At 62.8% G+C, this 23,863-nt stretch carries 27 protein-coding genes and 1 pseudogene; 12 read left to right on the top strand and 16 right to left on the bottom strand.

Features of this window, described 5'->3' with window-relative positions; all coding sequences use genetic code 11:
* Positions 1–2: 2 nt before the first annotated feature.
* The 3 genes from V1280_RS04480 to V1280_RS04470 are packed head-to-tail and all read right to left on the bottom strand — an operon-like array spanning position 3 to position 3,046.
* Positions 3–332 (bottom strand): AtuA-related protein, encoded by a 330-nt coding sequence (locus V1280_RS04480; protein ID WP_334519529.1) that lies wholly within the window; start codon positions 330–332, stop codon positions 3–5.
* Positions 333–389: 57 nt separating this feature from the next.
* Positions 390–1,724: an acyclic terpene utilization AtuA family protein gene (locus V1280_RS04475; RefSeq protein ID WP_334519525.1), complete on the bottom strand. Its 1,335-nt coding sequence runs from the start codon at positions 1,722–1,724 to the stop codon at positions 390–392.
* Between the two features lie 11 nt (positions 1,725–1,735).
* The gene (locus tag V1280_RS04470; RefSeq protein WP_334519522.1) at positions 1,736–3,046 is read right to left on the bottom strand and encodes a CitMHS family transporter; all 1,311 of its coding nucleotides are present in this window, start codon (positions 3,044–3,046) and stop codon (positions 1,736–1,738) included.
* A gap of 126 nt (positions 3,047–3,172) precedes the next feature.
* Between V1280_RS04470 and V1280_RS04465 the strand changes: the two genes are divergently transcribed.
* A complete protein-coding gene (locus V1280_RS04465) occupies positions 3,173–4,072 on the top strand; it encodes a LysR family transcriptional regulator (protein ID WP_334519519.1) in 900 nt (299 codons plus the stop codon).
* Between the two features lie 45 nt (positions 4,073–4,117).
* Here V1280_RS04465 and V1280_RS04460 read toward each other — a convergent pair whose 3' ends face one another.
* Entirely contained in the window at positions 4,118–5,014 is an 897-nt protein-coding gene (locus V1280_RS04460) for a DMT family transporter (protein WP_334519516.1), read from the bottom strand.
* A 765-nt stretch (positions 5,015–5,779) separates the two neighbouring features.
* On the opposite strand from V1280_RS04460, the gene V1280_RS04455 reads away from it, so the two are divergent.
* The 3 genes and pseudogenes from V1280_RS04455 (at position 5,780) to V1280_RS04445 (ending at position 10,052) form a co-directional block, all read left to right on the top strand.
* A complete protein-coding gene (locus V1280_RS04455) occupies positions 5,780–9,547 on the top strand; it encodes a vitamin B12-dependent ribonucleotide reductase (RefSeq protein WP_334519513.1) in 3,768 nt (1,255 codons plus the stop codon).
* A 30-nt stretch (positions 9,548–9,577) separates the two neighbouring features.
* Positions 9,578–9,823 (top strand): annotated as a pseudogene (locus tag V1280_RS04450) (DUF4160 domain-containing protein).
* Positions 9,804–10,052 carry a DUF2442 domain-containing protein gene (locus tag V1280_RS04445; protein WP_334519510.1) on the top strand — a complete coding sequence of 83 codons (249 nt, stop codon included), beginning with the start codon at positions 9,804–9,806 and terminating at the stop codon, positions 10,050–10,052. The pseudogene V1280_RS04450 and the gene V1280_RS04445 overlap by 20 nt, the downstream one beginning before the upstream one ends.
* A 165-nt stretch (positions 10,053–10,217) precedes the next feature.
* On the opposite strand, the gene V1280_RS04440 is transcribed toward V1280_RS04445, so the two are convergent.
* Complete coding sequence (locus tag V1280_RS04440) at positions 10,218–10,511, bottom strand: hypothetical protein (RefSeq protein WP_334519507.1); 294 nt, start codon at positions 10,509–10,511, stop codon at positions 10,218–10,220.
* Positions 10,512–10,777: 266 nt separating this feature from the next.
* Positions 10,778–11,284, bottom strand: a complete 507-nt coding sequence (locus tag V1280_RS04435) for a hypothetical protein (protein WP_334519504.1) — start codon at positions 11,282–11,284, stop codon at positions 10,778–10,780.
* Positions 11,285–11,639: 355 nt separating this feature from the next.
* On the opposite strand from V1280_RS04435, the gene V1280_RS04430 reads away from it, so the two are divergent.
* Complete coding sequence (locus V1280_RS04430; RefSeq protein ID WP_334519502.1) at positions 11,640–12,152, top strand: ParB N-terminal domain-containing protein; 513 nt, start codon at positions 11,640–11,642, stop codon at positions 12,150–12,152.
* A gap of 153 nt (positions 12,153–12,305) precedes the next feature.
* A complete protein-coding gene (locus V1280_RS04425; protein ID WP_334519500.1) occupies positions 12,306–13,262 on the top strand; it encodes a hypothetical protein in 957 nt (318 codons plus the stop codon).
* A 634-nt stretch (positions 13,263–13,896) separates the two neighbouring features.
* On the opposite strand, the gene V1280_RS04420 is transcribed toward V1280_RS04425, so the two are convergent.
* On the bottom strand, positions 13,897–14,136 hold the full coding sequence (locus V1280_RS04420) for a hypothetical protein (protein ID WP_334538631.1): 240 nt from the start codon (positions 14,134–14,136) through the stop codon (positions 13,897–13,899).
* On the opposite strand from V1280_RS04420, the gene V1280_RS04415 reads away from it, so the two are divergent.
* Entirely contained in the window at positions 14,042–14,839 is a 798-nt protein-coding gene (locus tag V1280_RS04415) for a lytic transglycosylase domain-containing protein (protein ID WP_334519497.1), read from the top strand. The genes V1280_RS04420 and V1280_RS04415 overlap by 95 nt on opposite strands.
* A 7-nt stretch (positions 14,840–14,846) precedes the next feature.
* Here V1280_RS04415 and V1280_RS04410 read toward each other — a convergent pair whose 3' ends face one another.
* The 4 genes from V1280_RS04410 to V1280_RS04395 form a co-directional block, all read right to left on the bottom strand.
* Entirely contained in the window at positions 14,847–15,356 is a 510-nt protein-coding gene (locus V1280_RS04410) for a GDSL-type esterase/lipase family protein (RefSeq protein WP_334519494.1), read from the bottom strand.
* Between the two features lie 319 nt (positions 15,357–15,675).
* Positions 15,676–16,686 (bottom strand): acyl-CoA desaturase, encoded by a 1,011-nt coding sequence (locus V1280_RS04405; protein ID WP_334519491.1) that lies wholly within the window; start codon positions 16,684–16,686, stop codon positions 15,676–15,678.
* Between the two features lie 243 nt (positions 16,687–16,929).
* Positions 16,930–17,211 carry a hypothetical protein gene (locus V1280_RS04400; RefSeq protein ID WP_334519488.1) on the bottom strand — a complete coding sequence of 94 codons (282 nt, stop codon included), beginning with the start codon at positions 17,209–17,211 and terminating at the stop codon, positions 16,930–16,932.
* A 212-nt stretch (positions 17,212–17,423) separates the two neighbouring features.
* Positions 17,424–18,236, bottom strand: coding sequence for an FkbM family methyltransferase (locus V1280_RS04395; RefSeq protein ID WP_334519485.1), 813 nt, complete (start codon positions 18,234–18,236; stop codon positions 17,424–17,426).
* A gap of 206 nt (positions 18,237–18,442) precedes the next feature.
* Here V1280_RS04395 and V1280_RS04390 point away from each other — a divergent pair, with 206 nt between their 5' ends.
* The 3 genes from V1280_RS04390 (at position 18,443) to V1280_RS04380 (ending at position 19,969) form a co-directional block, all read left to right on the top strand.
* Positions 18,443–19,279, top strand: a complete 837-nt coding sequence (locus tag V1280_RS04390; RefSeq protein WP_334519482.1) for a PhzF family phenazine biosynthesis protein — start codon at positions 18,443–18,445, stop codon at positions 19,277–19,279.
* Between the two features lie 121 nt (positions 19,280–19,400).
* Complete coding sequence (locus V1280_RS04385; protein WP_018644642.1) at positions 19,401–19,574, top strand: hypothetical protein; 174 nt, start codon at positions 19,401–19,403, stop codon at positions 19,572–19,574.
* 44 nt (positions 19,575–19,618) lie between these two features.
* Positions 19,619–19,969 carry a zinc ribbon domain-containing protein YjdM gene (locus V1280_RS04380; RefSeq protein ID WP_334519479.1) on the top strand — a complete coding sequence of 117 codons (351 nt, stop codon included), beginning with the start codon at positions 19,619–19,621 and terminating at the stop codon, positions 19,967–19,969.
* A gap of 77 nt (positions 19,970–20,046) precedes the next feature.
* On the opposite strand, the gene V1280_RS04375 is transcribed toward V1280_RS04380, so the two are convergent.
* Positions 20,047–20,445, bottom strand: coding sequence for a VOC family protein (locus V1280_RS04375; protein ID WP_334519476.1), 399 nt, complete (start codon positions 20,443–20,445; stop codon positions 20,047–20,049).
* A gap of 209 nt (positions 20,446–20,654) precedes the next feature.
* Between V1280_RS04375 and V1280_RS04370 the strand changes: the two genes are divergently transcribed.
* A complete protein-coding gene (locus V1280_RS04370; RefSeq protein ID WP_334519473.1) occupies positions 20,655–20,927 on the top strand; it encodes a hypothetical protein in 273 nt (90 codons plus the stop codon).
* Positions 20,928–21,277: 350 nt separating this feature from the next.
* Positions 21,278–21,571 (top strand): hypothetical protein, encoded by a 294-nt coding sequence (locus tag V1280_RS04365; RefSeq protein ID WP_334519470.1) that lies wholly within the window; start codon positions 21,278–21,280, stop codon positions 21,569–21,571.
* Positions 21,572–21,583: 12 nt separating this feature from the next.
* On the opposite strand, the gene V1280_RS04360 is transcribed toward V1280_RS04365, so the two are convergent.
* The 4 genes from V1280_RS04360 to V1280_RS04345 form a co-directional block, all read right to left on the bottom strand.
* Entirely contained in the window at positions 21,584–22,504 is a 921-nt protein-coding gene (locus V1280_RS04360) for a DMT family transporter (RefSeq protein ID WP_334519467.1), read from the bottom strand.
* A 172-nt stretch (positions 22,505–22,676) separates the two neighbouring features.
* Positions 22,677–22,823, bottom strand: coding sequence for a hypothetical protein (locus tag V1280_RS04355; RefSeq protein ID WP_334519464.1), 147 nt, complete (start codon positions 22,821–22,823; stop codon positions 22,677–22,679).
* A 326-nt stretch (positions 22,824–23,149) separates the two neighbouring features.
* On the bottom strand, positions 23,150–23,398 hold the full coding sequence (locus V1280_RS04350) for a hypothetical protein (RefSeq protein ID WP_334519462.1): 249 nt from the start codon (positions 23,396–23,398) through the stop codon (positions 23,150–23,152).
* A gap of 126 nt (positions 23,399–23,524) precedes the next feature.
* Positions 23,525–23,689, bottom strand: coding sequence for a Flp family type IVb pilin (locus V1280_RS04345; protein WP_187437599.1), 165 nt, complete (start codon positions 23,687–23,689; stop codon positions 23,525–23,527).
* Positions 23,690–23,863 lie beyond the last annotated feature (174 nt).

Below are 23,863 nucleotides of genomic sequence, written 5' to 3'. Positions count from 1 at the left end.
GCCTACTCGTTCGAACCGGAACGGAGGTCATCGGGAACGTCCATGTTCAGCAGCGCCGAACTGAGCGACTTTCCATGCGCATCGATGGCCAGGGATCGCGTCACGCCGCCGCCAAGCGCCTCGGTCATGACGAAGTTCAGGGCCCCGATGCCGGGCAATTCATATCGCGTCACCTCGCCATTGACGATGCCATCGAACAATTGCTTGACCCGATCGGTTGTCACGTACGTGCAGAGCAATTCGTAATCGTTCGGGTCGTACGCGATCAGGGAGACGTTTGACGTATTGCCCTTGTCTCCTGTGCGCGAGTGCGCGATGTCCCGTAGTTTCATGGAGTCATTCTCCCCTGTGGCAGGCGTGCCGCGTTCCCAGGCATCTTCTGCTTGGGCTCACGCTTCGAAGTATTGGACGGCCGTCCTCACGTCAGCTTCTGGAATCAAAGTGGATGCCATAGCGACGACCTCGCGGGCCGACTTCCAGGCTCCGCCCCCTCCGGCCGGACCATTGGTGTAGAGGGTCTCCACCTCCTCACCGATGCGTCTGGCTTCGGCCAGCGTTTCGGTGCGTCCAATCACACGAACCCGCACTTCATAGGGCTGACGTCCCAGCGATAGATTTTCGCCGTGGAGCGCGTTCGATCCGATGAGATCGCTCCTTAGCTCGCTCGTCTCCACGCCTGAGAGCGCAAGCCGTTCCCGAACGATCTCGATCGCCAGCCGTCCACGCTCAAGGGCGCCCGGTCCGGCATAGGAAATCTGGCCTTCGCCAACATAGCTGTCGATGTAGCCGACCGAGACTTTCAGCTCGCCGGTCTTCGGCGTGCCGCTCGCGCCGATGACGTGGACACGATCCTCGCCAATTTCTTCCACCTGGACACGGGAGAAGTCAGCGACCACGTCCGGTTGGAAATAGCGGGCGGGATCGTGAATCTCATAGAGCAATTGCTCCTTGACCGTCGCGGCCGTGACCCGCCCCCCGGAACCCGCCACCTTGGTGACGATCAAATCCCCGTCTTCCCGAACTTCGCCAATCGGAAAGCCGAGACGGGCCAGGTCTTTGACGTCCTTGTATCCGGGATCGGCAAAATATCCGCCGGTGACCTGACCCGCGCACTCCAGGAGATGGCCGACCAGAATGCCTCTTCCCAGCAATGGCCAGTCGTCCATCGCCCAGTCGAACTCGTGGATCAACGGACCGAGGAAAAGCGAGGGATCGGCGGCGCGCCCGGTGATGACGACATCAGCCCCATCGCGCAGGGCTTGAGCGATCGAAGCGCCGCCGAGATAGGCGTTGGCGGAAGCTATTCGATTGCCGAGACCGTCGACGGTACAACCGATGTCGAGGTGGCGATCGGAGTTTTTCAAATCGCCGAGGACATCATCGCCGGTGACGGCAGCGATTTTGAGTCCACGAAGTCCCAACTGCTGCGCAATCGCCGTCGTCGCCCGCGCGGCGGATACCGGATTGGCGGCTCCCATATTCGTGACGATGCGGACACCGTTCGCGCGACAGGCCGGCAGCACAGCCTTCATCCGCGCTTCCAGCAACGGATCGAACCCGGCGTTCGGATCCTTCAGCCTGGCGGCCTGCGCAAGCGCGATCGTGCGCTCGGCAAGACATTCGAACACCAAATAGTCGAGCTTGCCTTTCTCCGCGAGCTCGACGGCCGGTTCGATCCGGTCACCCGAATATCCGGCGCCTGCCCCTAGTCTGATCGTGCGCATTCGTCACCTCGCTACAGCGGGAAAATGCCGAGACAAACGCAAGCTATAGTCATCACCACCGAGGCCGCAAAGAGGAACGGTATCGTGAACCTCTGATGATCGGCCAGATCGATGCCAGTCAAGCCGACGACGAGAAACGTCGCAGGCGTCAATGGGCTCACGGGAAAACCGGTGGTCATCTGTCCCAGCAAGGCGGCTTGCGCGAGCTGAACTTTGGGAACGCCAAGCTGTCCCCCAACTTCGGCCAGGACCGGAAGAACGCCGAAATAGAACGAGTCCGGATCGAACAATAGGCTGAGCGGCATTGCAACGATACCAAGCGCGATCGGCATGAATTTCGCCGCGCCCGGCGGCACGAATCCGACGGCATCCTGCGCCATCGCCTTCAACATCCCCGACCCCTGCATGATGCCGGTGAACACGCCCGCCGCGAGCAGGATCGAGGCCATCAATAGTGCGGCCCTCGCGTGCGCGTCCACGCGCTGCCGTTGATCGTCGACATTGGGATAGTTGATGAGCAGCGCCAGACAAGTGCCGATCATGAACACGATGGCAGGCGTCAGCCTGTCGCCCAGAGCGACCATCGTCCCGAGCACGATCACAGTCAGAACGATGTTGATCCAGAAGTTCCGCGGCCGCCGCAGCTTGAGCTCGGCTTCGCTCAGGGTTCGCCGAGCCTCCACATCGACCGGAGCCCCGGCTTCCAGGCCGAGCCGTTTCTCTTCCCTGCGACCCAGCCAATAGGAGACAGCAAAGATGAAGACGATACTGGCCAGCTGAACCGGCACCAGCGGGTTGAATATCTCCGGAATCGGCAGCTTGAGCGAAGCGGCGGCCCGTATCATGGGGCCGGTCCAGGGCAGGAAATTCACACCGGCAGCCAGGGACGCCGCGCAGGCGAGAATGCGCCGATCGATGCCGAGCCGATCGTACAAGGGAAGCATCGCCGGAATCGTGATGAGAAAGGTGACAGCGCCCGATCCGTCGAGGTGGATGAGCAGAGCCAATAGGGTTGTGCCCATGACGATCCGCGTAGGCCGTGTACCGACGGTGCGCAGGATTCGGTCGATGATCGGGTCCAGCATGCCCGCATCCGTCACCACGCCGAAGAAGAGGATCGCGAACACGAACATGCCGACGACGGGCGCGAGGCTCTGGAGGCCGCTGACGATGAACTTGCTCGTATCCCAGCCGAAACCGCCGATCAGACAGGCGATCAGCGGTATGAGAATGAGGGCGATCAGCGGCGACATCCGCTTCGTCATGATGACCAGAAGCAGCACCGCAATGGTGGCAACGCCAAGCAACGCCAGATTGTGCATTTCCCCGCCTGATTGTTCTTTTCGGGGATCTCTCCCGAACACTTGCCGCAAATTGAACGCGGCGCGTGCCATTAGGCAATTGAAATGATTCAATGGCAGCGATAGAGAAACTCTATGGATATAAACGTGAGGCAACTCCGCTCCTTCGTCGTGGTCGCGAAGTTGGGCAGCTTCACCCAGGCGGCGTCGGCGCTGCATGTGTCGCAGCCGACCCTTTCGGTCCAGATCCGGCGGCTGGAGGAATCGCTCGGGCTTCGGCTGTTCGATCGCAACCCGCGTTCGGTCGCGTTGACCCGCATGGGACGTGAGCTGCTGCCCGCGCTCGAACGGACCTTGCAGGATCTCGAATCCCTTCTCAGCGATGCCCGGGATGTCGCGAGCGAGCGACGAGGCGTCGTCCGCTTGGCGGCCCTGCCGTCCTTCGCTGCCGGAATACTCCCCGACGTGATCGGCGGATTCCGGGGGCAGAATCCCGGTGCTTCCTTCGCATTGAAGGACGTCATTGCCAGTCGCGTGCTGGCGCTTATTCGCTCGGAAGAGGTGGACCTCGGTCTGACGGGCGGCGACGTGTCGTTCCCCGATATCGAGACCCTCTTCACGGCGCGCGACGAGATGAGCGTGGTCTACCCCGAATCTCATCCGATCGGAGCTCAGCGTCGCATCACGGCGCGCGTGCTGGCCAAGTATCCGCTGGTCATGATGGACCAGGGCACCAGCGTGAGGGCAGTCACCGATCTCGCCTTCAACCGCGCTGGGCTGCTGCCGGCGACGGCGTCGGAAGCCACCTATATGATGACGGCGATCGGCATGGTGCGCGCCGGCATCGGCCTCACCATCCTGCCGACGTCAGCGCGGGAAATCTTTGCCGAACCTTCGCTGCGAAGCCGCAGGATCAGCGACACCAACTTCGCGCGGCCCGTCGCGCTGATCAAGAAGGCGCATCGAACACTTCCGCCACTCAGTCGATTGTTCGCGGAGTTCCTGCAAGCCAACAGGCGCGGCCTTTTCGCGGCAAGCCGACCTTGACGCCATGGCGGGAATGCGATGCGGGCCGAGCGCTCGATCGGCGCCCTAGCGCGTCGCCAGCAGCACCGCGGCAAGCGTGAAGACCAGCCCGGCGATCTGCCCTGCCCCGAGCGGCTCTCCCAGCGCGAGCGCCGACGCCACCACGCCGATCACCGGCACCGCCATGGTCCCGATCGCGGCGACGGAGGCCGGGAGGCGGGCCAAGGCCGCGAACCAGCTGACATAGGCGATGCAGAACTGCACCACGGTCGAATAGATTAGCAGCCACCAGCCGATTGGCGTCACCTTGTCCAGATGCGAGGTCTCGATCAGGAGGCCTATGATCGAGATCGGCAGGCAGCCGATCCCGATCTGCCAGGCGGCAGCCGTGATCGGCGGCAGGTGGATCGGGTACTTTTTCGAAAATACCGTGCCGACGGCAAAGCCGATCGCCCCGCACAGCGCCATGATGATGCCGGGCAGCTTCTCGGCGCTGGCGGCGATGCCGTTGCCGCCCATGATCGAGGCGAGACTGGCAAAGGCCATCACCAGCCCGAGCGTGCGCAGCACCGTCGGCCGCTCCCCCAGCACGGGCCAGGCGATCAGCGAGGCCCAGACCGGCATGGTGTAGGCGATCAGCGCCGCCTCGCTCGCCGGCAGCCACAGCAGCGCCAGCCCCATCAGCACCATCCAGCCGGTGACGTTGAGCATGGCGGCGGTCGCCAGCCGCGGCCAGATCGCGCCCGCGACCTTCAGGCTGTCGCCGCGGACCAGGGCGAGTGCGGCCAGCAGCACGGCGCCGAGCACGCCGGTCACCCCGCGCAGGGTCAAAGGCGGCAGCTCACCGAGCAGGAACTTTGTCACCGGCCAATTGAAGCCCCAGCCGATCGAGGTGATCGCGAGGAACATCAGGCCGGCCGGGGCGATGCGTGGCCGCAGCACCGGTCGAGTCGAATCAAGCATGTGGGCAGTCCGGCAAAATCGAGCTCAGCTTGGCCCGAATTCGGCGCTCAGACCACCACCCCGGCGGGCATGCCTGCCCTCTCCTTCCGTACCATTACGTGAGTCCCGCTGGCGCAACCCTGCACCTCAAAAATATACCAGCCCTGTGAACAGCGGGATGAAGGGTCCGTATGGTCACGGGATGCAAATTTTTTCGGTTGGGAATCCCTGAGGACTCACTGATACTTGGTTCAACAACAGGTGAGGGCTTGCCCCCTGTTATCCCCCGCAATCCACCATATTTAGTATTTGATTCAGGAACTCGCACTAGTTCTTGACGGGCGCAACGGAGAGTCCTAGCTTTCGGTCCGTTCGGCGCGAGTGAGTTTGCGTCCCGCCGGCACTCCCCCAAAGGGTCCGCAGAACTGCACTCCGCCAGGCCAGACGAAGGCAGCGGGATGAGGGCTTGTCTGTGCCCTCGGTGAGCGGACTCTTGGGCGCCAGAACGGGCCGGCAACAGGCTCGGATGGCAATTGGTTGAAGTGGCGTGTGGGGCGTTGAACGCATGTCGGGCTCATCCCCTTGGGGGCGGATGGATCTGGACATGCCGGCCGGTGATCGATGCGCGCATCGAGGAATCGCGTCGGGAGAAACTGGGCCGGATCCACCGGCTGAACTGCGGTGCCTTTGGGCCATCAGGCCTGGGAGGAGTCGCGTGAGAACAATCGTTACCCGGCGCGTCCCCAACGAGGGGCGGTTCGGGCAAAATAAGGACGGGGCAAGACCATGCGGATTGAGCGGCGCCACACCACTTCGGGACAGTCACCTTACGCCGGGATCGATTTCCGGCTGACCACGTCGGAGATCAGGAATCCCGACGGCTCGGTCGTGTTTAAAATGGACGGCGTCGAGGTCCCGACCGAATGGTCGCAGGTCGCCTCCGACGTGCTCGCCCAGAAATATTTCCGCAAAGCCGGCGTCGCTGCGCGCCTGAAGAAGGTCGAGGAAGAATCCGTCCCCTCCTTCCTGTGGCGCTCCGTGCCCGATACCGAGGCGCTGAGCCTCCTGCCCGAGAAAGAGCGCTATGTCAGCGAGCTCAGCGCAAAACAGGTGTTCGACCGCCTCGCCGGCTGCTGGACCTATTGGGGCTGGAAGGGCAAGTATTTCTCCTCCGACGAGGACGCCCAGACCTTCTATGACGAGCTCCGCTACATGCTCGCCATGCAGATGGTCGCGCCGAACTCGCCGCAATGGTTCAACACCGGCCTGCACTGGGCCTATGGCATCGACGGCCCCGGCCAGGGCCATTATTACGTCGACCCCTTCACCGGCAAGCTGACCAAGTCCAAGTCGGCCTACGAGCATCCGCAGCCGCACGCCTGCTTCATCCAGGGCGTCGGTGACGACCTCGTCAACGAGGGCGGCATCATGGACCTCTGGGTCCGCGAAGCCCGCCTGTTCAAATACGGCTCCGGCACCGGCTCCAACTTCTCGCGCCTGCGCGGCGAAGGCGAAAAGCTCTCCGGCGGCGGCCGCTCGTCCGGCCTGATGAGCTTCCTCAAGATCGGCGACCGCGCCGCCGGCGCGATCAAGTCGGGCGGCACCACGCGCCGCGCGGCCAAGATGGTCGTCGTCGACGTCGATCACCCCGATATCGAGACCTATATCGACTGGAAGGTGAAGGAGGAGCAAAAGGTCGCCGCTCTGGTCACCGGATCGAAGATCAACCAGAAGCACCTCAAGCTGGTGCTGAAGGCCTGCGTGAACTGCGAAGGCTCGGGCGACGATTGCTTCGACCCCGAGAAGAACCCAGCGCTCCGCCGCGAGATCAAGCTCGCGCGCCGCAGCCTCGTGCCTGACAATTACATCAAGCGCGTCATCCAATTTGCCAAGCAGGGCTACAAGGACATCCAGTTCGACGTCTATGACACCGACTGGGATTCGGAAGCCTACCTCACGGTTTCGGGGCAGAACTCCAACAACTCGGTCTCGCTCAAGGACGACTTCCTCCGCGCTGTCGAAACCGACGGTGACTGGAACCTGAACGCCCGCACCTCCAGGAAGGTGACGAAGACGCTGAAGGCGCGCGACCTCTGGGAGAAAATCGGTTACGCCGCCTGGGCGTCGGCCGACCCCGGCCTGCACTTCAACACCACCATGAACGACTGGCACACCTGCAAGTCGTCCGGCGACATCCGCGCGTCCAACCCGTGCTCGGAATACATGTTCCTGGACGACACGGCGTGCAACCTCGCCTCGGCGAACCTGCTGACCTTCTACAACACCACGACGAAGCAATTCGACGTCGCCGGCTACGAGCACCTCTGCCAGCTCTGGACCATCGTGCTCGAAATCTCCGTGATGATGGCGCAGTTCCCGTCGCGCGCGATCGCAGAACTCTCCTACGAGTTCCGCACGCTCGGCCTCGGCTACGCCAACATCGGCGGCCTCTTGATGACCATGGGCCTGTCGTATGACAGCAAGGAAGGCCGTGCGCTCTGCGGCGCGCTGACCGCCGTGATGACCGGCATCACCTACAAGACCTCCGCTGAAATGGCTGCTGAACTCGGCACCTTCCCGGGCTACAAGAAGAACGCCCAGCACATGCTGCGCGTCATCCGCAACCACCGCCGCGCCGCCCACGGCCAGTCCAACGGCTACGAGGCGCTCAGCGTCAACCCGGTGCCGCTCGACCTCGTCTCCTGCCCGCAGGCTGATATCGTCAGCCACGCGCAGGCAGCCTGGGATGCGGCGCTCGAGCTCGGCGAGAAGCACGGCTATCGCAACGCCCAGACCACGGTGATCGCGCCCACCGGCACGATCGGCCTGGTGATGGATTGCGACACCACCGGCATCGAGCCCGACTTCGCGCTGGTGAAGTTCAAGAAGCTCGCCGGCGGCGGCTACTTCAAGATCATCAACCGCGCGGTCCCCGCAGCGCTGCGCGCGCTCGGCTATCGCGAAGCTGATATCGCGGAGATCGAAGCCTACGCCGTCGGCCACGGCTCGCTGTCCAACGCCCCCGGCATCAACGCCTCCACGCTGAAGGCCAAGGGCTTTACGGATGAAGCGATCGCCAAGGTCGAAAAGGCCCTGCCGACCGCCTTCGACATCAAGTTCGCCTTCAACAAATGGACCTTTGGCGAGGATTTTATCCGCGACCAGCTCGGCATCGGTGCCGAGGCGATCGCAGCCCCCGGCTTCGACCTGCTCCAGGCCGTCGGCTTCACCAAGCGCGAGATCGAGGCGGCCAACATCCACATCTGCGGCGCGATGACTGTCGAAGGTGCTCCGCATCTGAAGGCGGAACATTACTCCGTGTTCGATTGCGCCAACCCCTGCGGCAAGATCGGAAAACGCTATCTGTCGGTCCAGAGCCACATCCACATGATGGCGGCCGCCCAGCCGTTCATCTCGGGTGCGATCTCCAAGACCATCAACATGCCGAACGACGCCACTGTCGAGGACTGCAAGTCCGCCTACATGCTGTCGTGGAAACTGGCATTGAAAGCCAACGCGCTCTATCGCGACGGCTCCAAGCTCAGCCAGCCGCTCAACTCGCAGCTCATCAGCGATGACGAGGACGAGGACGATGCGGTCGAGAGCCTCTACGAGAAGCCGATGGCGGCGCGTGCCGCCCAGGTCTCGGAAAAGATCGTCGAGAAGCTGGTCGAGCGCATCATCGTGATGCGCGAGCGCGAGAAGATGCCGGATCGCCGCAAGGGCTACACCCAGAAGGCGGTCGTCGGCGGCCACAAGGTGTACTTGCGCACCGGCGAATATGACGACGGCCGTCTCGGCGAGATCTTCATCGACATGCACAAGGAAGGCGCCGCACTCCGCTCCTTCATCAACAATTTTGCGATCGCGGTCTCTCTCGGTCTGCAATACGGCGTGCCGCTCGACGAATATGTCGACGCCTTCACCTTCACCCGCTTCGAGCCGGCGGGCCCCGTGCAGGGCAACGACAGCATCAAGTACGCGACCTCGATCCTCGACTACGTCTTCCGCGAGCTCGCGGTGAGCTACATGTCGCGCTTCGATCTCGCCCATGTCGACCCGACCGAGTCGAATTTCGACGCGCTCGGCAAAGGCGTGGAAGAAGGCAAGGAGCCGAACGAGACCCACCAGGCGACCAAGCTGGTCTCGCGCGGCCTCACCCGCTCCCGCACCGACAATCTGGTGGTGATGCGCGGCGGCTCGGCCGCGGTCGTCTCGGGCAACGACAGTGCCCCGACCGGCGGCAGCAAGGTCACCTCGCTCGCCTCCCACGGCGCCACCGCCCGCGGCGCCGGCGATGTCCTGGAAGGCGCGGTCGCGCTGAAGCAGGAAGTGAGCCACGACCTCTCGCCCACGGAGAAGCTGGAAGCCCTCCAGTGGAGCAAGTCCGGCAGCGCCGCGCAGGCGGCTCCCAGCAAGGCCGAGCGCCGCGCCGAAGCCAAGGCCAAGGGCTACGAGGGCGAGATGTGCTCGGAGTGCGGCAACTTCACGCTGGTGCGGAATGGCACCTGCATGAAGTGCGATACTTGCGGCAGCACGACGGGGTGTAGCTGATACGGACACGCAAGCCGCCCGGAGGCATTGATGCCAGTTGCATTGCGCCAGGGCGGCTTGCGCTACTACTTCTTCTCAAACGAAGGCCAGCCACCCGAGCCGCCGCATGTCCACGTCAGAGGCGGCGGCCGGGACGCCAAGATTTAGCTTGAGCCTGCCATATCAATAGCCGACAGTTATGGCTTCAATCCGCGGGAACTTTCGAATATCCTGCGCGCGGTGGAAGACAACCGCGATCTTCTTCTCAAGGCTTGGCATGACCATTTCGGCAACTAGCGTTCGCTTCGACGAACACACGATGTGGGTCGAACTGTCCGATGGACGGACTCTTGGTGTCCCGCTCGCGTGGTTTCCGCGCCTGCTGCATGCAACGCCGGACGAACGCAATCAGGTCGAGCTCAGCCGCGTCGGCCTGCACTGGGAAGCGCTGGACGAGGATATCTCGATCGCCGGCCTGCTCGCAGGACGTGGCGACGTAACGCGATCCAGGGAACACGCCGCCTAGGCGACCGATCCGCCCCGCCCCCGAGCCCGCGATAATTTCTCCTTCGCACGCGCGTTGTGTTGGATAGTCAATTAGGTGACAGTGCACTTAATTGGCCTAATCGGCCTAATCGATGTGGATTGAATGCACCGCCACCATAATCGCTTGGACTTCAGTACCTGGACCTCAGTACCCTGACTTTGTGCTCGAGCCGGTGGTTGACTTCGTGCTTGCACCGGTGGTTTGACCTGGAGCGTAATTCGACGCGCCGGGGCCGGCCCTCTTCGAAGCCTTCGGGTTGTGCATCGCGTGATGCATCTTGTGTCCGGGAGCGTAGCTGGAAGCGCCCGGCTCGCCTTTCTTAGAGCCCGTCTGCTGCATCTCGTGACCTGGGGTGTTGCTCGATACGCCCTGAGCAAACACGGCAGGTGCTGTAGCCATGAGAACAGCAGCGGAGAGCGCAATGATCTTTGTTTTCATGATGTCCTCCTCGCAGTAAGCCCCTCAATGCAACGAAATGAACCCAACGCCCGTTCCTCTGAACGAATGTTCATATTCACAATTGCGGGTGATTACGGTGGTGATTACGGTTGACAGTGCACTTAACTTGCCGGTGATGCTGACCGATCCATTGAGTGCACTGTCACCGTAATGCACCGTAATGCGAAGGCGGAAGCGATACCCATCAACTCCTGTTGACGAAGGTAATGGGTTTCGCAACCATCCTGCGGACTACCGCTCCCGCATCACGGCATCTCGGCCATCGACACCTTGGCCGCGATTCCGCTCAGCTCGCGCACTGGCGCCGCAATCTCCTCATTCGGGGACTCGCCGACCGAGATTTCCGTCATTCTGCGTTTGACCTCTTCGCATGTCTTGCGGACGTCTTCCGTGAAGAGCGCGCATTCTTCGATGCGCTTGAATATCTTGCGTCCCTCTTCACGATAGCCCGCGGCCGTTTCGCGCATGAAGGCAATCGCATCATGGACCTGGGCAGTCAGCACCTCGCATTTTTGCGCGGCGTCGATCAACTCGGTGCCCATGGCCTCGATCTCTCTTGCAGCGGATTCATAGTCGCGAATGACCGCCTCTGCACTGAGCGCGCCGACGCGCGTGACGCCCTCGGTGTGCTCGACGTAATTAGGCAGAGCAATTGAAGCGATCGAGCTTCCCTGGCGGATCGATGAAATGTCCGCCTCGAGTTGAACCAGGTTCACTCCTTCGCGTCTGCGCAATTGTTCGGCACTTGCCATGATCGACCCTCCCAATATGCAGCCCGCACCCCAAACGGCACTCAGTGTATGACGTGGATAAGTGGCATTACTAACCCAATCTGTCATTGACAGCCTCAACGTTGCCATTTTTCCTGCTTGCCACCGCGACACGCGGGGATGATGGGTGTCATAAGCGTTCAACCACCCGTAATTGCGGTTCGCGAAGATGATGGAATTGCGGTGACAGCCCGTAGGATGGGTAGAGCACTTGCGAAACCATCATTCCACGACGGACATTGATGGGTTTCGCTTCGCTCTACACCCATCCTACGAGCTAAACTCCCAACCCCGCCGGCATGGGTTCCGACGGGCCCGGTAGAAGCGGAGTCGAGTTATGCCCAAACCGGAAAGCTTCCCGATCGAGAAGATCTTCGTTCCCACGAAGCAGAAGAAAGCCATCAAGCCCGAGATCGTCGGGGAGATCGCGGAAAGTATGCTGGACATCGGACAACAGGCCCCCATTTCCGTTCGGCTCGACGGAGACCGCCTCGTTCTGGTCGAGGGACTGCATCGGCTCGAAGCCTGCAAGGCGCTCGGCGAGACGACCATTCTCGGTGTCCTGGTCCCGGCCGAGCTTGCTCAACCCAAGCCGCTGCTGTCCGACGAACCCCGAGTCGAGGCTGAGCGCATCAAGATGGCGCGATTGAAACAGTTGCGCCTCGAGAAGGAAGCCGAGGCATCGACGGCTGCCTTGAGGAGCGTCAACGCAACGGAAGCGCCGCGCACCCGTCCGACCAAAGGCGTCCGCGACAATCCCAAGGCATCACCGGGCCGGACTGCGAAATCGACACCGAAAACATTGTCGGACTGGATCACGCAGCAAAAGGGCAGCGGCGGCCGCTATTAATTGCCGGCTCCAAATTACGGTGAACAGTGCCGGAGCCTCGATCCGCCCCCGAGGCCGCCACAATTTCTCCTCCGCACGCGCGTTGTGTTGGACAATGGTGAGGCCTATCCTTCCTGCGATCGGACTGCCGCACTCCCATTAACGCCCGACTGGATGGAGCGTGCATCGGTGCCTGAAGCGGACGACCCCAAACCTGATACCCAAAAGCCTGATGCCCCCGAGCCGGAGGAGCGCGCCGATGGCGGGCTGGCGCGGGCCTATGACCAGATCAAGAGCGCAGAGCAAGACCTTGCGCGGCTGGACCGGCTGGTTTCCGGAATGGAACGTGGCGGCGAAAGCCCGCGGGTCTCGCAGGCAAGTGCCGGCGCGAAGGCGGTTGAAACTCCCAGGGACAAGGCGCTGCCGCCTGATGGCAAGGTTCGCGCTCAAGGCCTGAAGGGAGATCGGCCCATGCTGCGTGCTTTGGTTATCCTCGTGCTGGCGATCGGCATTCTCGGTGCCGCCTTCGCTTCGCAATATCGCGACGAAGCCAGGTCGATCGTGGCGCGATGGGCTCCGCCGGCCGCGACTGCGTCCCCGCAAGCATCCACGGCCGAAACTCCCGCGCGACCGCCGGCTCTGCAACTGGCTGCTGCGGATCAGCCAACTCCGGCTCCCGCGCTGCCGGTCGCCAAGGAAGCGGAAAGCGCACCAAGACCTGCCGCCACAGCGCCTGACCAGTCGTCGCCCGATCTCGCGCAATCGCTCAAGACCATCACAGGCGAGCTTGCGAGCATCAACGGAAAGCTCGAGCAACTGAAGAGCCGCAACGAGCAGGCGCTGCGCGAGCAGGCCGACACCATTCAACAGCTCAAGGCGGCGCAGGAGAAGGATGCGGCGGACAATGCGCGCCTCGCCGCACAGGTCCAGGCGCTGCAAACACAGCTGACGGCTTCATCCACATCTGCGCCCGCGAAACCCGCCGTGCGGAGCGTGATGAACAACGACACGGCTGCGCCTGCACGGCCGCACGTGCAAGCGGCCGCACCCCGGCGGCCCAGGCCGCCGCCGCGAGGACCCTGGATGCCCCCGCCCTACATGGCGGATCCTTACGGCGATCCGGATTGGTAGTGCCGTAGGGCGGATGATTGTGCACGGCGGCGAGAACGCCGCGCAGCCCGGATGTCGCTCACGCTCCACCCGGACTACTCGCTCTTCACCGCTCATCGTTCGCCACCGCATTTCGACGCGCTTGTCTTCCAGCTTCTCGTGCAGCTTGCCTTGCAGCTTGCCTTGCCGCCCTCTTCGCAACCCAGCGCGCGCGAAACTGTGCCGCGGCACGAAAGGTCCGCGGTGCGACGACCTGAAATGCCAATGAGGCGATTCCAGCGACCACCCCTTTGACGACGTCGAAAGCGAAATCGGGTCCGAAATACTCCCACATGACCCTGCTCCTTCTCGCGAAGGCGCCGCCGGATTGGAGTGGGCAGATTGCGAACATGAGAAAGGCCCCGTCCTCACCGGCGGGGCCTCAAGAAAACTCCTGCGCGCCTTGTTCAGCGCACGCGAAATCTCTCGGTACACCCGCTCATGGTGGACTCGATGAACCAGCTGCAAAGCATGGCCGTGCGATGAAAAACGCCCATAACGATCACCCAGGAGTCGCGAAATGCGAAAGGCGCCGGGTGCGCAATGCGAAGCGTGCGCACGAGGGGCCATTTGGCGGCAGATAAACAGACAGGACGGCCGCCGTCTGTGGGCCAATTCACAATTGCGGTATGACTTTTTTTTGGGCGCTGTGCGATTCAGCCCTGCCGCTGCGCCAACCAGAACCCACACAGTCCGCCAGAATGTCCGCTTCCATGAATTGTTGGTCGTCAGCATCGTTCTCGCAGCTCTGATCGTTGACCATGCCCGGAATAAGCCAAAACCTCCTCCCTCGCCTGCGCAGCGTCATGCGGCGCGCCCGGTGGGCACGAAAGAATTTCTCGCGCGCACCACGCATGGTTCGGATCGCGAGTGGCACGGCGATCCTGCTTGCCGCCCTCGCCCTCTTGAACATCACCTATCACGTCATCCGCAAACCCACCGAACTGTTCGTCTTCGTCGGCAACTCCCTCGACAAGGAGCCGGCCGAGACCTGGCGGCGATACGGGGCGCTGTTCCGGACCTATTCTACCGCAACGATCACGCCCGAATTGCTGGCTGCACTGGCGCAGGTCGAGAGTTCAGGCAATCCGGTGGCGCGGACTTATTGGCGCTGGCGATGGAGTTTTAACCCGCTCGCCATCTATCGGCCCGCCTCCTCTGCCGTCGGCCTCTACCAGATGACCGATCCAGCCCTCAGCGAGGCCGCGCGGTTCTGTATCCGCGGCAACGCGGTCACGGATAGCGGCTGCGGTTCTACCTTCCTCTACACCCGCGCGATCCGGAGCCACGCCATCGAACTGGCCTCGGTGTATCTCGATCGACAGGTGGCCGATGTTCTCGCCCGCGCCGGCGATGTGAAGGCCACCGCACAGCAAAAGCAGGATCTAGCCGCCTTCATCCATCTCTGCGGCGGAGGTCCCGCCACCGCCTATGCGCGGCGACATTTTCAGATGATCGCCACCGAGCGCTGCGGCGATCACCTCGTCGCAAACTATGTCTCGCGGGTCAACGCGATGAAGCGGCAGTTTCAGCGCCTTGCGGCGGATGACGACAATTAACGGGGTGTTACCTCGCCACGCCGACCACCGCCGCCGCCATCTTCCTGTTGCCCTCGACGCTGAGATGACGCCCGTCGGGACCGACGCTGCCCGGCTGCCGCCAGACCGACATGTAGGTTCCCCAGACGTCGACGACCCGGATGCCCCGCGCCTTCAACTGGCTCTTGATCGCCGCGATGTTCTGCATGGCCTGGACCGGGCTCATATTGTGCCTGACGTCATTGGCCGGATTGTCGCAGAGAAGAACGAGCTTCGTCCCTGCCGGGACGGCGGTCGGCGTACGTGCAAGTGTCGCATCGGTGGTCTCGCCCCACACGCCGGCATTGGCGACATGAACCTGAGACCCCTTGGCGCGCAGCAATCCCTCCAGCAGGGCCGGCCACATCTCGGATTCGGAGACGTTGCCGTGGACCGCGCTGTGGCCGAGCGCCACGATCTGCGCGGACGCGGGATGGACCGAGGCAACGACGACGGCTGCAACGGCAAGGAAGAAAATTCGGAAAATCGAACAATTCATGGCGCCCTCCAAATATTTTCAAAATCGCTTACGCGGAGCTGAATGAATGCCCCGTCGGGATTAGCAACCAAAGTTGGCTATTCCGCCTGCGTTTGGCAACTCTGCATTCCGGAGAGCCGCAGTCCGTAGGATGGGTAGAGCTCTTGCGAAACCCATCATTCCGCGACGGCTGTTGATGGGTTTCGCTTCGCTCTACCCATCCTACAAACTAGATCTTGGAGAGCGTAGCCCGGATGGAGCGCAGCGAAATCCGGGGCCGATAGTCCTTGTGGCAACATCCCGGATTGCGCTGCGCTCCATCCGGGCTACGGGCGTCCGATCACACCGTCGCTTCCGTATCCGGCACAGAACTCTTCCCGCCGTCCGCGCCGCGCTGCCGGCTTCCGGCCGCAAAAATATCGGTCACCAGCCCAAGCTTCCCAAGCCCCAAAATGATCAGGCCGTTGATGTCGATCTCGTACCAGGCGTGCGAGAGATAAGCGTCGCGCGGAAACCGGTGATGGTTGTTGTGCAGCCCCTCGCCGAAGGTGAGGATCGTGGTCACCAGCTCGTTGGTGGTGCCGTCGTTGAGCTCATAGCGACGGTAGCCCCAGCGACCGTCGCTATGGCAGACCGAGTTGACCAGCGAGGTGGCCATGGTCATGAGGTAGCTGCGCAACAGGCCGGAGAACAGCACGCAGCCGATCATCGTGTGCACGCCGCCAAAGGCATAGCCGATGACAGCAGGAATGATCAGCGCCGACAGCGCGTACCAGTACCAGCGCGTCCTGGTGAAGAACATGGCGATCGGGTCGGCCAGAATGTCCCTGGCGTAATATTCGGAATCGGTGGTCGCCTGGTCCCACACCCAGCCGCCCTGCGCGTGCCCCATCCCCTTGGCGAAACCTTCGATGCGGTTGCCGAAGCCGTCATAATAGGGGCTGTGGACGTCACCGGGCTTGTCGGAGTGAAGATGGTGCCGCCGGTGGTTGCTCACCCATTTCAGGATCGAGCCCTGCACCGCCATCGTGGCAACCGCAGCGAGGATCGTCCGCATCACCAGACCGCAGCGGTAGCTGCGGTGGACGAAGTAGCGATGCATGAAGCCGATGCCCATCGTGGTCAGCATGAACATGCCGGCGAAGACCGAAACCTCCACCCGTCCGATGCCTTGCCAGAAGGCCCAGATCAGCGCGCCGATCGAGCCCAAAATCATCATGGCGAACGAGATGTAGGAATCGCGAAATTTTGCGTCGACCACCGGGCCGTCGACCAGCACGCCGGGCGGCATTTTCGGCGGCAGTTCCCGGTCGGCACCCTGCTCCGGAACCACGCCATCGATTGCAGTCATGTCAACAGGCCCATCGAATGGAAAACCAGCGCTTCTGCAACGCAGGGTACAGACGGGCGTTATTTTGAGCAACCCGTGGACAACGCGGGGGTTAACGCGATGAAGCGGCAATCTCAGTGCCGTAGGGTGGGCAAAGCGAAAGCGTGCCCACCATATCCGTCGCAATCATGGAGAGATCGTGGGCACGGCGCGTTGCGCCTTTGCCCACCCTACGAGACCGTTCGCGCGATGTCCGTCGGTGGCCTACCACCAATACGGCCACCGCCATCCCTCGTAACGAACATATGACGGCACGATCGGCGGGCCGTAGGGATCGACGCGGTCGTCCTCGGGGCGATAGCGATAGCGTGGGACAACATTGTAGTCCCACGGCGTTGGCCTCAGCACCGGCGCCGTGACGATGAGCCTCTCTTGTGGCGCGCGAACGACGACGGCTTTCCGCGTCCTGGCTTCAGCACCTGGCATCCCGAGGCTGCACAACACCACGGCCGTTCCGAGCGCACACGCGACAGTCTTGATCTTCATGCGTTGGTCTCCTTGCCCGCCAAGAGTGCAAAAGGACGCCAAGCAAGGCAAGCGAATTCGCTTGCGGCTTGTGACATGATATCTACATCTTCGCCACGAAGCCGTAGGGTGGGCAAAGGCGCACTTGCGCCGTGCCCACCATCTCTCTGCGTCACAAAAAAGTGCGTGGGCACGCTTTCGCTTTGCCCACCTTACGAGACCTTCGCTTTCGCTTAAGCCGCGTGAGTCTGCGGGCCGGCGTTGATATCCTTCAGGCTCGGATCGCTTCCGTGGACAGCGAGAATGTTGATGCCGAGACCCATCAGCTGGTAGCCGTTGTCGACGAGCCATTGCTCGAGCTGCCGGAGATCCGTCTTGATCTTTTCGATCAGCAGGATCGGGCGGTATGCCTTGATGGTCTCCCGAGCGCCGCTGAGCGCCTGCATCTCCATGCCCTCGATATCGATCTTGATGAAATCGACCCGCGGCAGATTGAGCTCGTCCAGCGTCATCTTCCGGACCAGAACGGTGTTGTCGCTGTAGTTGATCTCTTGGCCGATGAATTCGTTGTTCGGACGCTGCTGCAATTCCAGGCTGCCGAAGCTGGATGGCGTAAAATAGTCCGGATTTGGAATTTGCAGCGTGCCTGACTCGGAGGACACGGCCGCATGCACCGCCAGCGCATTGAAGCAGTTGTTGATGGCGATGTTGCCGGCCAGCGCATAGTAGATCCGCTCCTGCGCCTCGATCGCGATCACCGAGCCCCAGCCCGTCATCGCCGAGGCCCATTCGATGGTGTGCACGCCGATATTGGCGCCGCAGTCGATCGCGATCACGCCGTCACCATGGCGCTTCCGCCGCAAGGCCAGCAGTTCGAGCGCGATCTTGACTTCGCCGGGATCGAATGCGGCGGCCTCGAGGATCTGATGCCCAACGCCATAGCCGCGGTCCGGGGCGACCATGCGATAGTCAAAGCGATTGACGATCATCGTTCCGTGGCTGGACGAGGCCATGACAAAGGCCAGCTTTTGCCCCGCGATCGGCATTGCAGAATCTCCTCCTGCCCAGAGTGAGATGCCTCTATCCCAACGCCAGCTTATGCGGGGCTTGCCCTGCTACCGTAGGATGGGTAGAGCCCTTGCGAAACCCATCATTCCAAGACAGCTATTGATGGGTTTCGCTTTGCTCTACCCATCCTACGCAGCGGGCCTGGCGCTCGCACCGGCGGCTTGCCGGCCAACAGGATCACCTCATGACCACCCTCCTCCGTATCGCCGCCTTCTCGGACGGCAACACGGGCGGCAATCCCGCCGGCGTCTGGATCGGCGATGCCTTGCCGGATGCAGCCGCGATGCAGGCAATCGCGGCCGAGGTCGGCTTTTCGGAGACGGCCTTTGCCGCCCCCGAGGGTGAAGCCTGGCGCGTGCGTTATTTTTCGCCGGCGATGGAGGTGCCGTTCTGCGGCCACGCCACCATCGCGCTCGGCGCGGCGCTCGCGCATCGCTTCGGTGATCGCAGCTTTGGGCTGCATCTGAACGATGCCGTCATTTCCGTCTCGGGCAAACGCGACGGCACCACCATCGCAGCCGCGCTGCAGTCGCCGCCGACGCGCAGCGCGCCGCTCGATGCGTCGCTGCAGGATGCGTTGCTGGATCTGTTCGGCTACGCCAGCGGCGATCTCGACCCAAAACTGTGGCCTGCAAGAATTCACGGCGGCGCCGATCATGCCCTGCTGGCGTTGCGATCGCGCGAGGCGCTGGCGCGCATGAGTTATGAGTTCGAGCGGGGCCGCGCGCTGATGGAGCAAGCGGGCCTGGTCACCATCGCGCTGGTGAGCGTGGAGACGCCGCGGCTGTTTCATGTGCGCAATGCCTTTGCCGCCGGCGGCGTGGTCGAGGATCCCGCGACCGGTGCCGCCGCCGCCGCATTCGCAGGTTACTTGCGCGACATCGGCTGGCCGCATGGCGGCGCCATCGACATCGTCCAGGGCGAAGACATGGGCGCCCGCTCGCTGATCCGCGCCGAGATCGGCGAGGCCAAGGGCAGCTCGATCCGGGTCTCGGGCACGGCGCGGTTCATGGACGGCTGATTTAAAACCGACTAGCGATATGAGCGTAGGTCGGCGCGCGCGGAGGACAATTGATCTGCGTCAAGTCGCCTGCGCGATGCTCATAGGAAGAAATGCAGCGCAATCTCCGGAAAGGATCACCATGAACGGCAATCGGTATTATGGCGTCCGCGTCGAGGGCGCGAAATACGGCGTGGGCTTCGGCTCGGCGCTCGCCATCGCGATCTCCTACACCAACAACCACTCGATTCTGTGGGCGATCATCCACGGGATCCTGGGTTGGCTCTACGTGATTTTCGTCGCGTTGTTTCGCTGACGCCCCGCCACTGTCCCTACCTAGCTCCGAGATCGAGACCCATCATGACCGACGCCACCAAATGCCCCAGCTGCCAGTCGGAGCACGCCTATCAGGATCGCGGCCTCTGGATCTGCCCGGAATGCGCCCATGAATGGAGCGTCGTGGGCGATGCAGCCGCGCAAGCCCCGCAGGAGGCCGGCGTGCGCGATGCCCATGGCAATGTGCTCACTGACGGCGACAGCGTCATCGTGATGAAGGACCTCAAGGTCAAGGGCTCCTCGTCGGTCGTCAAGGGCGGCACCAAGATCCGCAATATCCGTCTCCAGGACGCGACCGACCGCCACAACATCGCCTGCAAGATCGACGGCATCGGCGCCATGAACCTGAAGTCGGAGTTCGTGAAGAAGGCATAAGTGGCCGGATGGATGCGGCTCGACGGGATGACGCCCGTGCCGATCTGCGCAACCTCCCACCGTTTTCGCGATTTCGCTTATGGGAGCAACGCGTCGTACCCCTCCGCGCTGAACGCCAAGAGACAAAACCCGTGCCCGAACGGATCGGCCAGCATCGCGATCCGACCATAGGGCGCATCGCGCGCGGGTGCCTCCAGGATCGCGCCGGCAGCAAGCGCGCGCGCCACCGCGGCATCGACATCGTCGACGACGACGTCGAGATGCAGCGGCGTCCAGTGCCTGATGTAGCGGCGGCGGTCGCTACCTGCGCCCAGCGTGCCGGCCTGCTTGGTCAGCAGATACACCGGCGCCGGCCAGCCCAGGAGCTCGACGAAGTCGCTGTCGAAGCGGCGGCCAACCGTGAGCCCGAACGCGGCGATGTAGAAGGTCGTGGCGGCTTCGACATCGGGGACGTCGATGTTGAGCAGGACAGTCATGGCGTCGTCGGCTCCGTGGTGGCGCGGGTCGGCCCCAACTACCACTTCGGCGGCCCCCTCGTCGCGAAATCCCTGAACGGCGGATCGTAGCACTGGCTCCTGGCCCCCGTTCGCGACCGCGGGATTCGGTGCTATGCTCCGGCGGAGCGGCCGGCCGTCTCGCGTCAAAAACGTGTGCGAGGTTCAAGGCTCGGCTGACGCAGGAGCGCATGATGAAGCATCTTCCACGCCTTTTGCTGGCCTTCACGGCCCCTGCGCTGCTGCTGGGCGCGGTCGGCGCCGCCAACGCCGACGGCCTCTGCGGCCCCGGTTGCCACCCGACAATGACAGGCGCCTGCGTGGTCGATGGCTGGGGCACCGGCGCGCGTGTCTGGAACGAATGCCCGGCCACCGCGCGTCCACGCCCGCCCTGCGGCGGATCGGACTACGTCTGGAGCCCGCGCAAGCAGGCCTGCTTCCCGAAGGCGAAAGACTGGACCTAAAGCGAGCGCAGCCCGGATGGAGCGCAGCGCAATCCGGGCTACAGGCTGCCATCCATCGCGCCTGCCGATCCTGCCATCATGCGCCTGTTTTGCCCGACGGGTCAAATGTTATTCGGTTTCGACGAATCGATAAATTCCGTAGCAATTTCTACTGTGCATGGGGTTGTTTTCGCGATTTTGTCGGGCCCAGGGCACGCAGCCCGGCTCAAGGGATCGCGGCTGGTCCAGGTCGGAGATTAGCGTCGGAGACTAGAACTTCGTCGCGCGAGCGACCTTGTGAGGCGCTTCATAAGCGCTGCACCTCCCCTGTGGTAACTTGCCGCATACTTTACAATCATAGGGAGGTCGTCATGCATTTCCGTCAGTTCATCCTGGCCGCGTCGCTCATCGTGGCCCCCGCGTCCCTGGCGTTGATCGGCACCACGCCGGCGAACGCCTTCCAGAGCTGTCGGTGTACCGACATCGTTTTCCCGAGCGGGGCCTGCTCGAGATACGGCAGCTGCACCACGCTCGAGATGGTCGTCCCTGGTAGCGAGCCCAAGCCGATCCGCAGCCTGAAGGCATGCCCGGCGAAATCGCAGCTGCTGGTCTGCGATTTCAACAGCTGCACCGTCACCTGCAGCCCGCAGGCCAAGAGCGGTTAGTCGCGGCGCGCTCTACCTCTGCCGCTGCGCGAGGTAGAATCCGCACAGCACCGTGACGAGGCCGGCGGCCTGCAGCGCCGTCGGCGGCTCGCCAAGCAGCAGCCATCCGGTGAGCAGCGTCAGCGCCGGCACGCAGGCCGGAAACACGGCCGCGCGGGCGACACCGAGGCGCTGCACCGAGACTGCAAAGAGATAGAGCGCGGCAGGGCCCGCAAGCACGCCCTGCGCCAGCGCCTGGATCGCGTTCTCGGTGATGCCGATCGCGGCGACGTGGGCGAGACCGACGGTCGCGATATAGATCGGCAATAGCAGCAGCGACAGCACGTTGATGACGAGCGCGGCCGACACCGCCGAGACGCGCCAGTAGCGCAGCAGCGCGCCAAAGCCTGCGAACATCAAGCCGGTCAGCACGAAGATCAGATCGCCCTGCACGCCGTCGATGCCGATATGGCCGATCGATTCCGCGCCGATCACGCCGAGCCCGCCGACGATCACAATCGCACCGGTCAATCGCGAAGCGGAGATCCGCTCCTTCAGGAACAGAGCGGCGAGCAACAGGCCGCCGAGCGTCGCACACGAAGGCTGGATCACGCTGCCATGGCCGAGCGGCACGAACAGGAATCCGGTGTAGGAGATCAGCGACATCACGGGGCCGCCGAGCACCATCAGCGCAAGGCCCCTCGCCCAGCCGATGCCGCAGAGATCGGAGACGCCGGCCCGCCACACCAGCGGCAGGAAGGCGATGCCCGACCAGACGTAGCGGTGCACCAGCAGATCGACCGGCGTGAAGCCGACTTTCAGCCCGTGCCGCGTGCCGGCAAAGCCGAGCGCCCAGAACAGCGCAGCCGACAGCCCGCAAACGACGCCGAGAAGCGCCTGCGTCGCATCGTTCGTTTGAGTGAGAGCGTCAGCGCCGCTCGTCCGCTGATCCATGGGCCAAGGCTTATGTCAGTGCGCACATCGGCTCAACCCACGCGGTTGCAGGGCTGGCACGCGGCGCGCCTTGTAGACCTCAGCGCCGATTGCGGCTCGCCGCAATCGGACTCGGTCATCCCAGCAGCACTTCCCCGCACAAGCGTGCGCGCAGTGCGGAGGGTGTCATCGCTCAGAAGAAGCCGGGGCTGAGATCGAGCCCATAGGTCAGGCCCAGCACGAACACGAACAGCGCGGCGGCTGCGAACATTGCAGCATGCCGGACGATGAACTCGCGCGGCGAATTGGCGACAACAACGGCTTTTTGCGCAACAGGCATGACGGACTCCATTATGAAAAACGATTCTTGGCCGCCAATATGCGGCGCCCGCATCAAGCGCCGCGATCTGCAAAACAAGTATTAAGGAGATCACACTCGTTTTGAACGCCGGTACACAAGTCGCGCGTTGCGAGGAATTTTTCTGAAGGGATTCTCGGTCTGCGCATCAACACGCGACATGAGATGGAACACACCCGCGATGTGAGCGATCACTTCGTCGCGACGGACATGACGGCCGCGGACAAAAAGAAATGGCCGGGACAAGCCCGGCCATGATGTCGTGAAGGTCTTGGCACCGGGCTCCCAGGCCCGGTGCAATGTCGGTCTTAGCGGGCGGAGCCCACGGTCGCAGTCTTCAGCTTGCGCGGCGTCAGCACGGCGGCCTGGAGCGCCGTTACGCTGGTGGCGGGCGCCGTCACCTGCTGCTCGACATGGGCGGCGCCGAGCACGCGAACCTGCACGGGCGAGGCCGGAATGCCGTTGGCCTCATAGGCCGGCAGTTCGGCGGCGAAGGTGGCAGTCGTGCCCACAAGAGCGAGGACAGCGGCTGCGATCGACAAAGTCTTGTTGTTCATGGTGATGCTCCAAAGAGTAGTTCGGAGCCCATGTAAGTCAGATTTGCTGCATTGCGACATGCATTGCTGCAACGCAATATCGCGTGCCTTGCATAGCGATATGTTTAACGCGCAGGCGACAGCGCCCTATTTCAAAGCGGTCGCCAATGCTTGCAGCTTTGCAACGAGATTGGTGCCGAGCGCATAAATGACTTCAATAATCGCGAGCGCAATGCCCGCTGCGATCAGGCCGTATTCGATCGCTGTGGCACCGGATTCATCGGCCACGAACTCAACCAGCAAGCATTTCAACTTCACAAGCATGTCCTTCCCAGATCTACCGGACGTTGCCGGCACGCGAGCAATGCACCATCACAATCCAAGATTGAGTAAATCGGGATAGCTCAATTTAATGAACATCCAAGGGCGATTTTGCCTGCTTTTCCCTGCCCATAACCGCTGGAACCGCACGGGAACCAAAGTTGC

The organism is Bradyrhizobium sp. AZCC 2230 (assembly GCF_036924495.1).
Classification (GTDB): Bacteria; Pseudomonadota; Alphaproteobacteria; order Rhizobiales; family Xanthobacteraceae; genus Bradyrhizobium; species Bradyrhizobium rifense.
The sequence above is the reverse complement of the archived record's forward strand: the minus strand, read 5'-3'. Positions and strand labels throughout refer to the sequence as shown.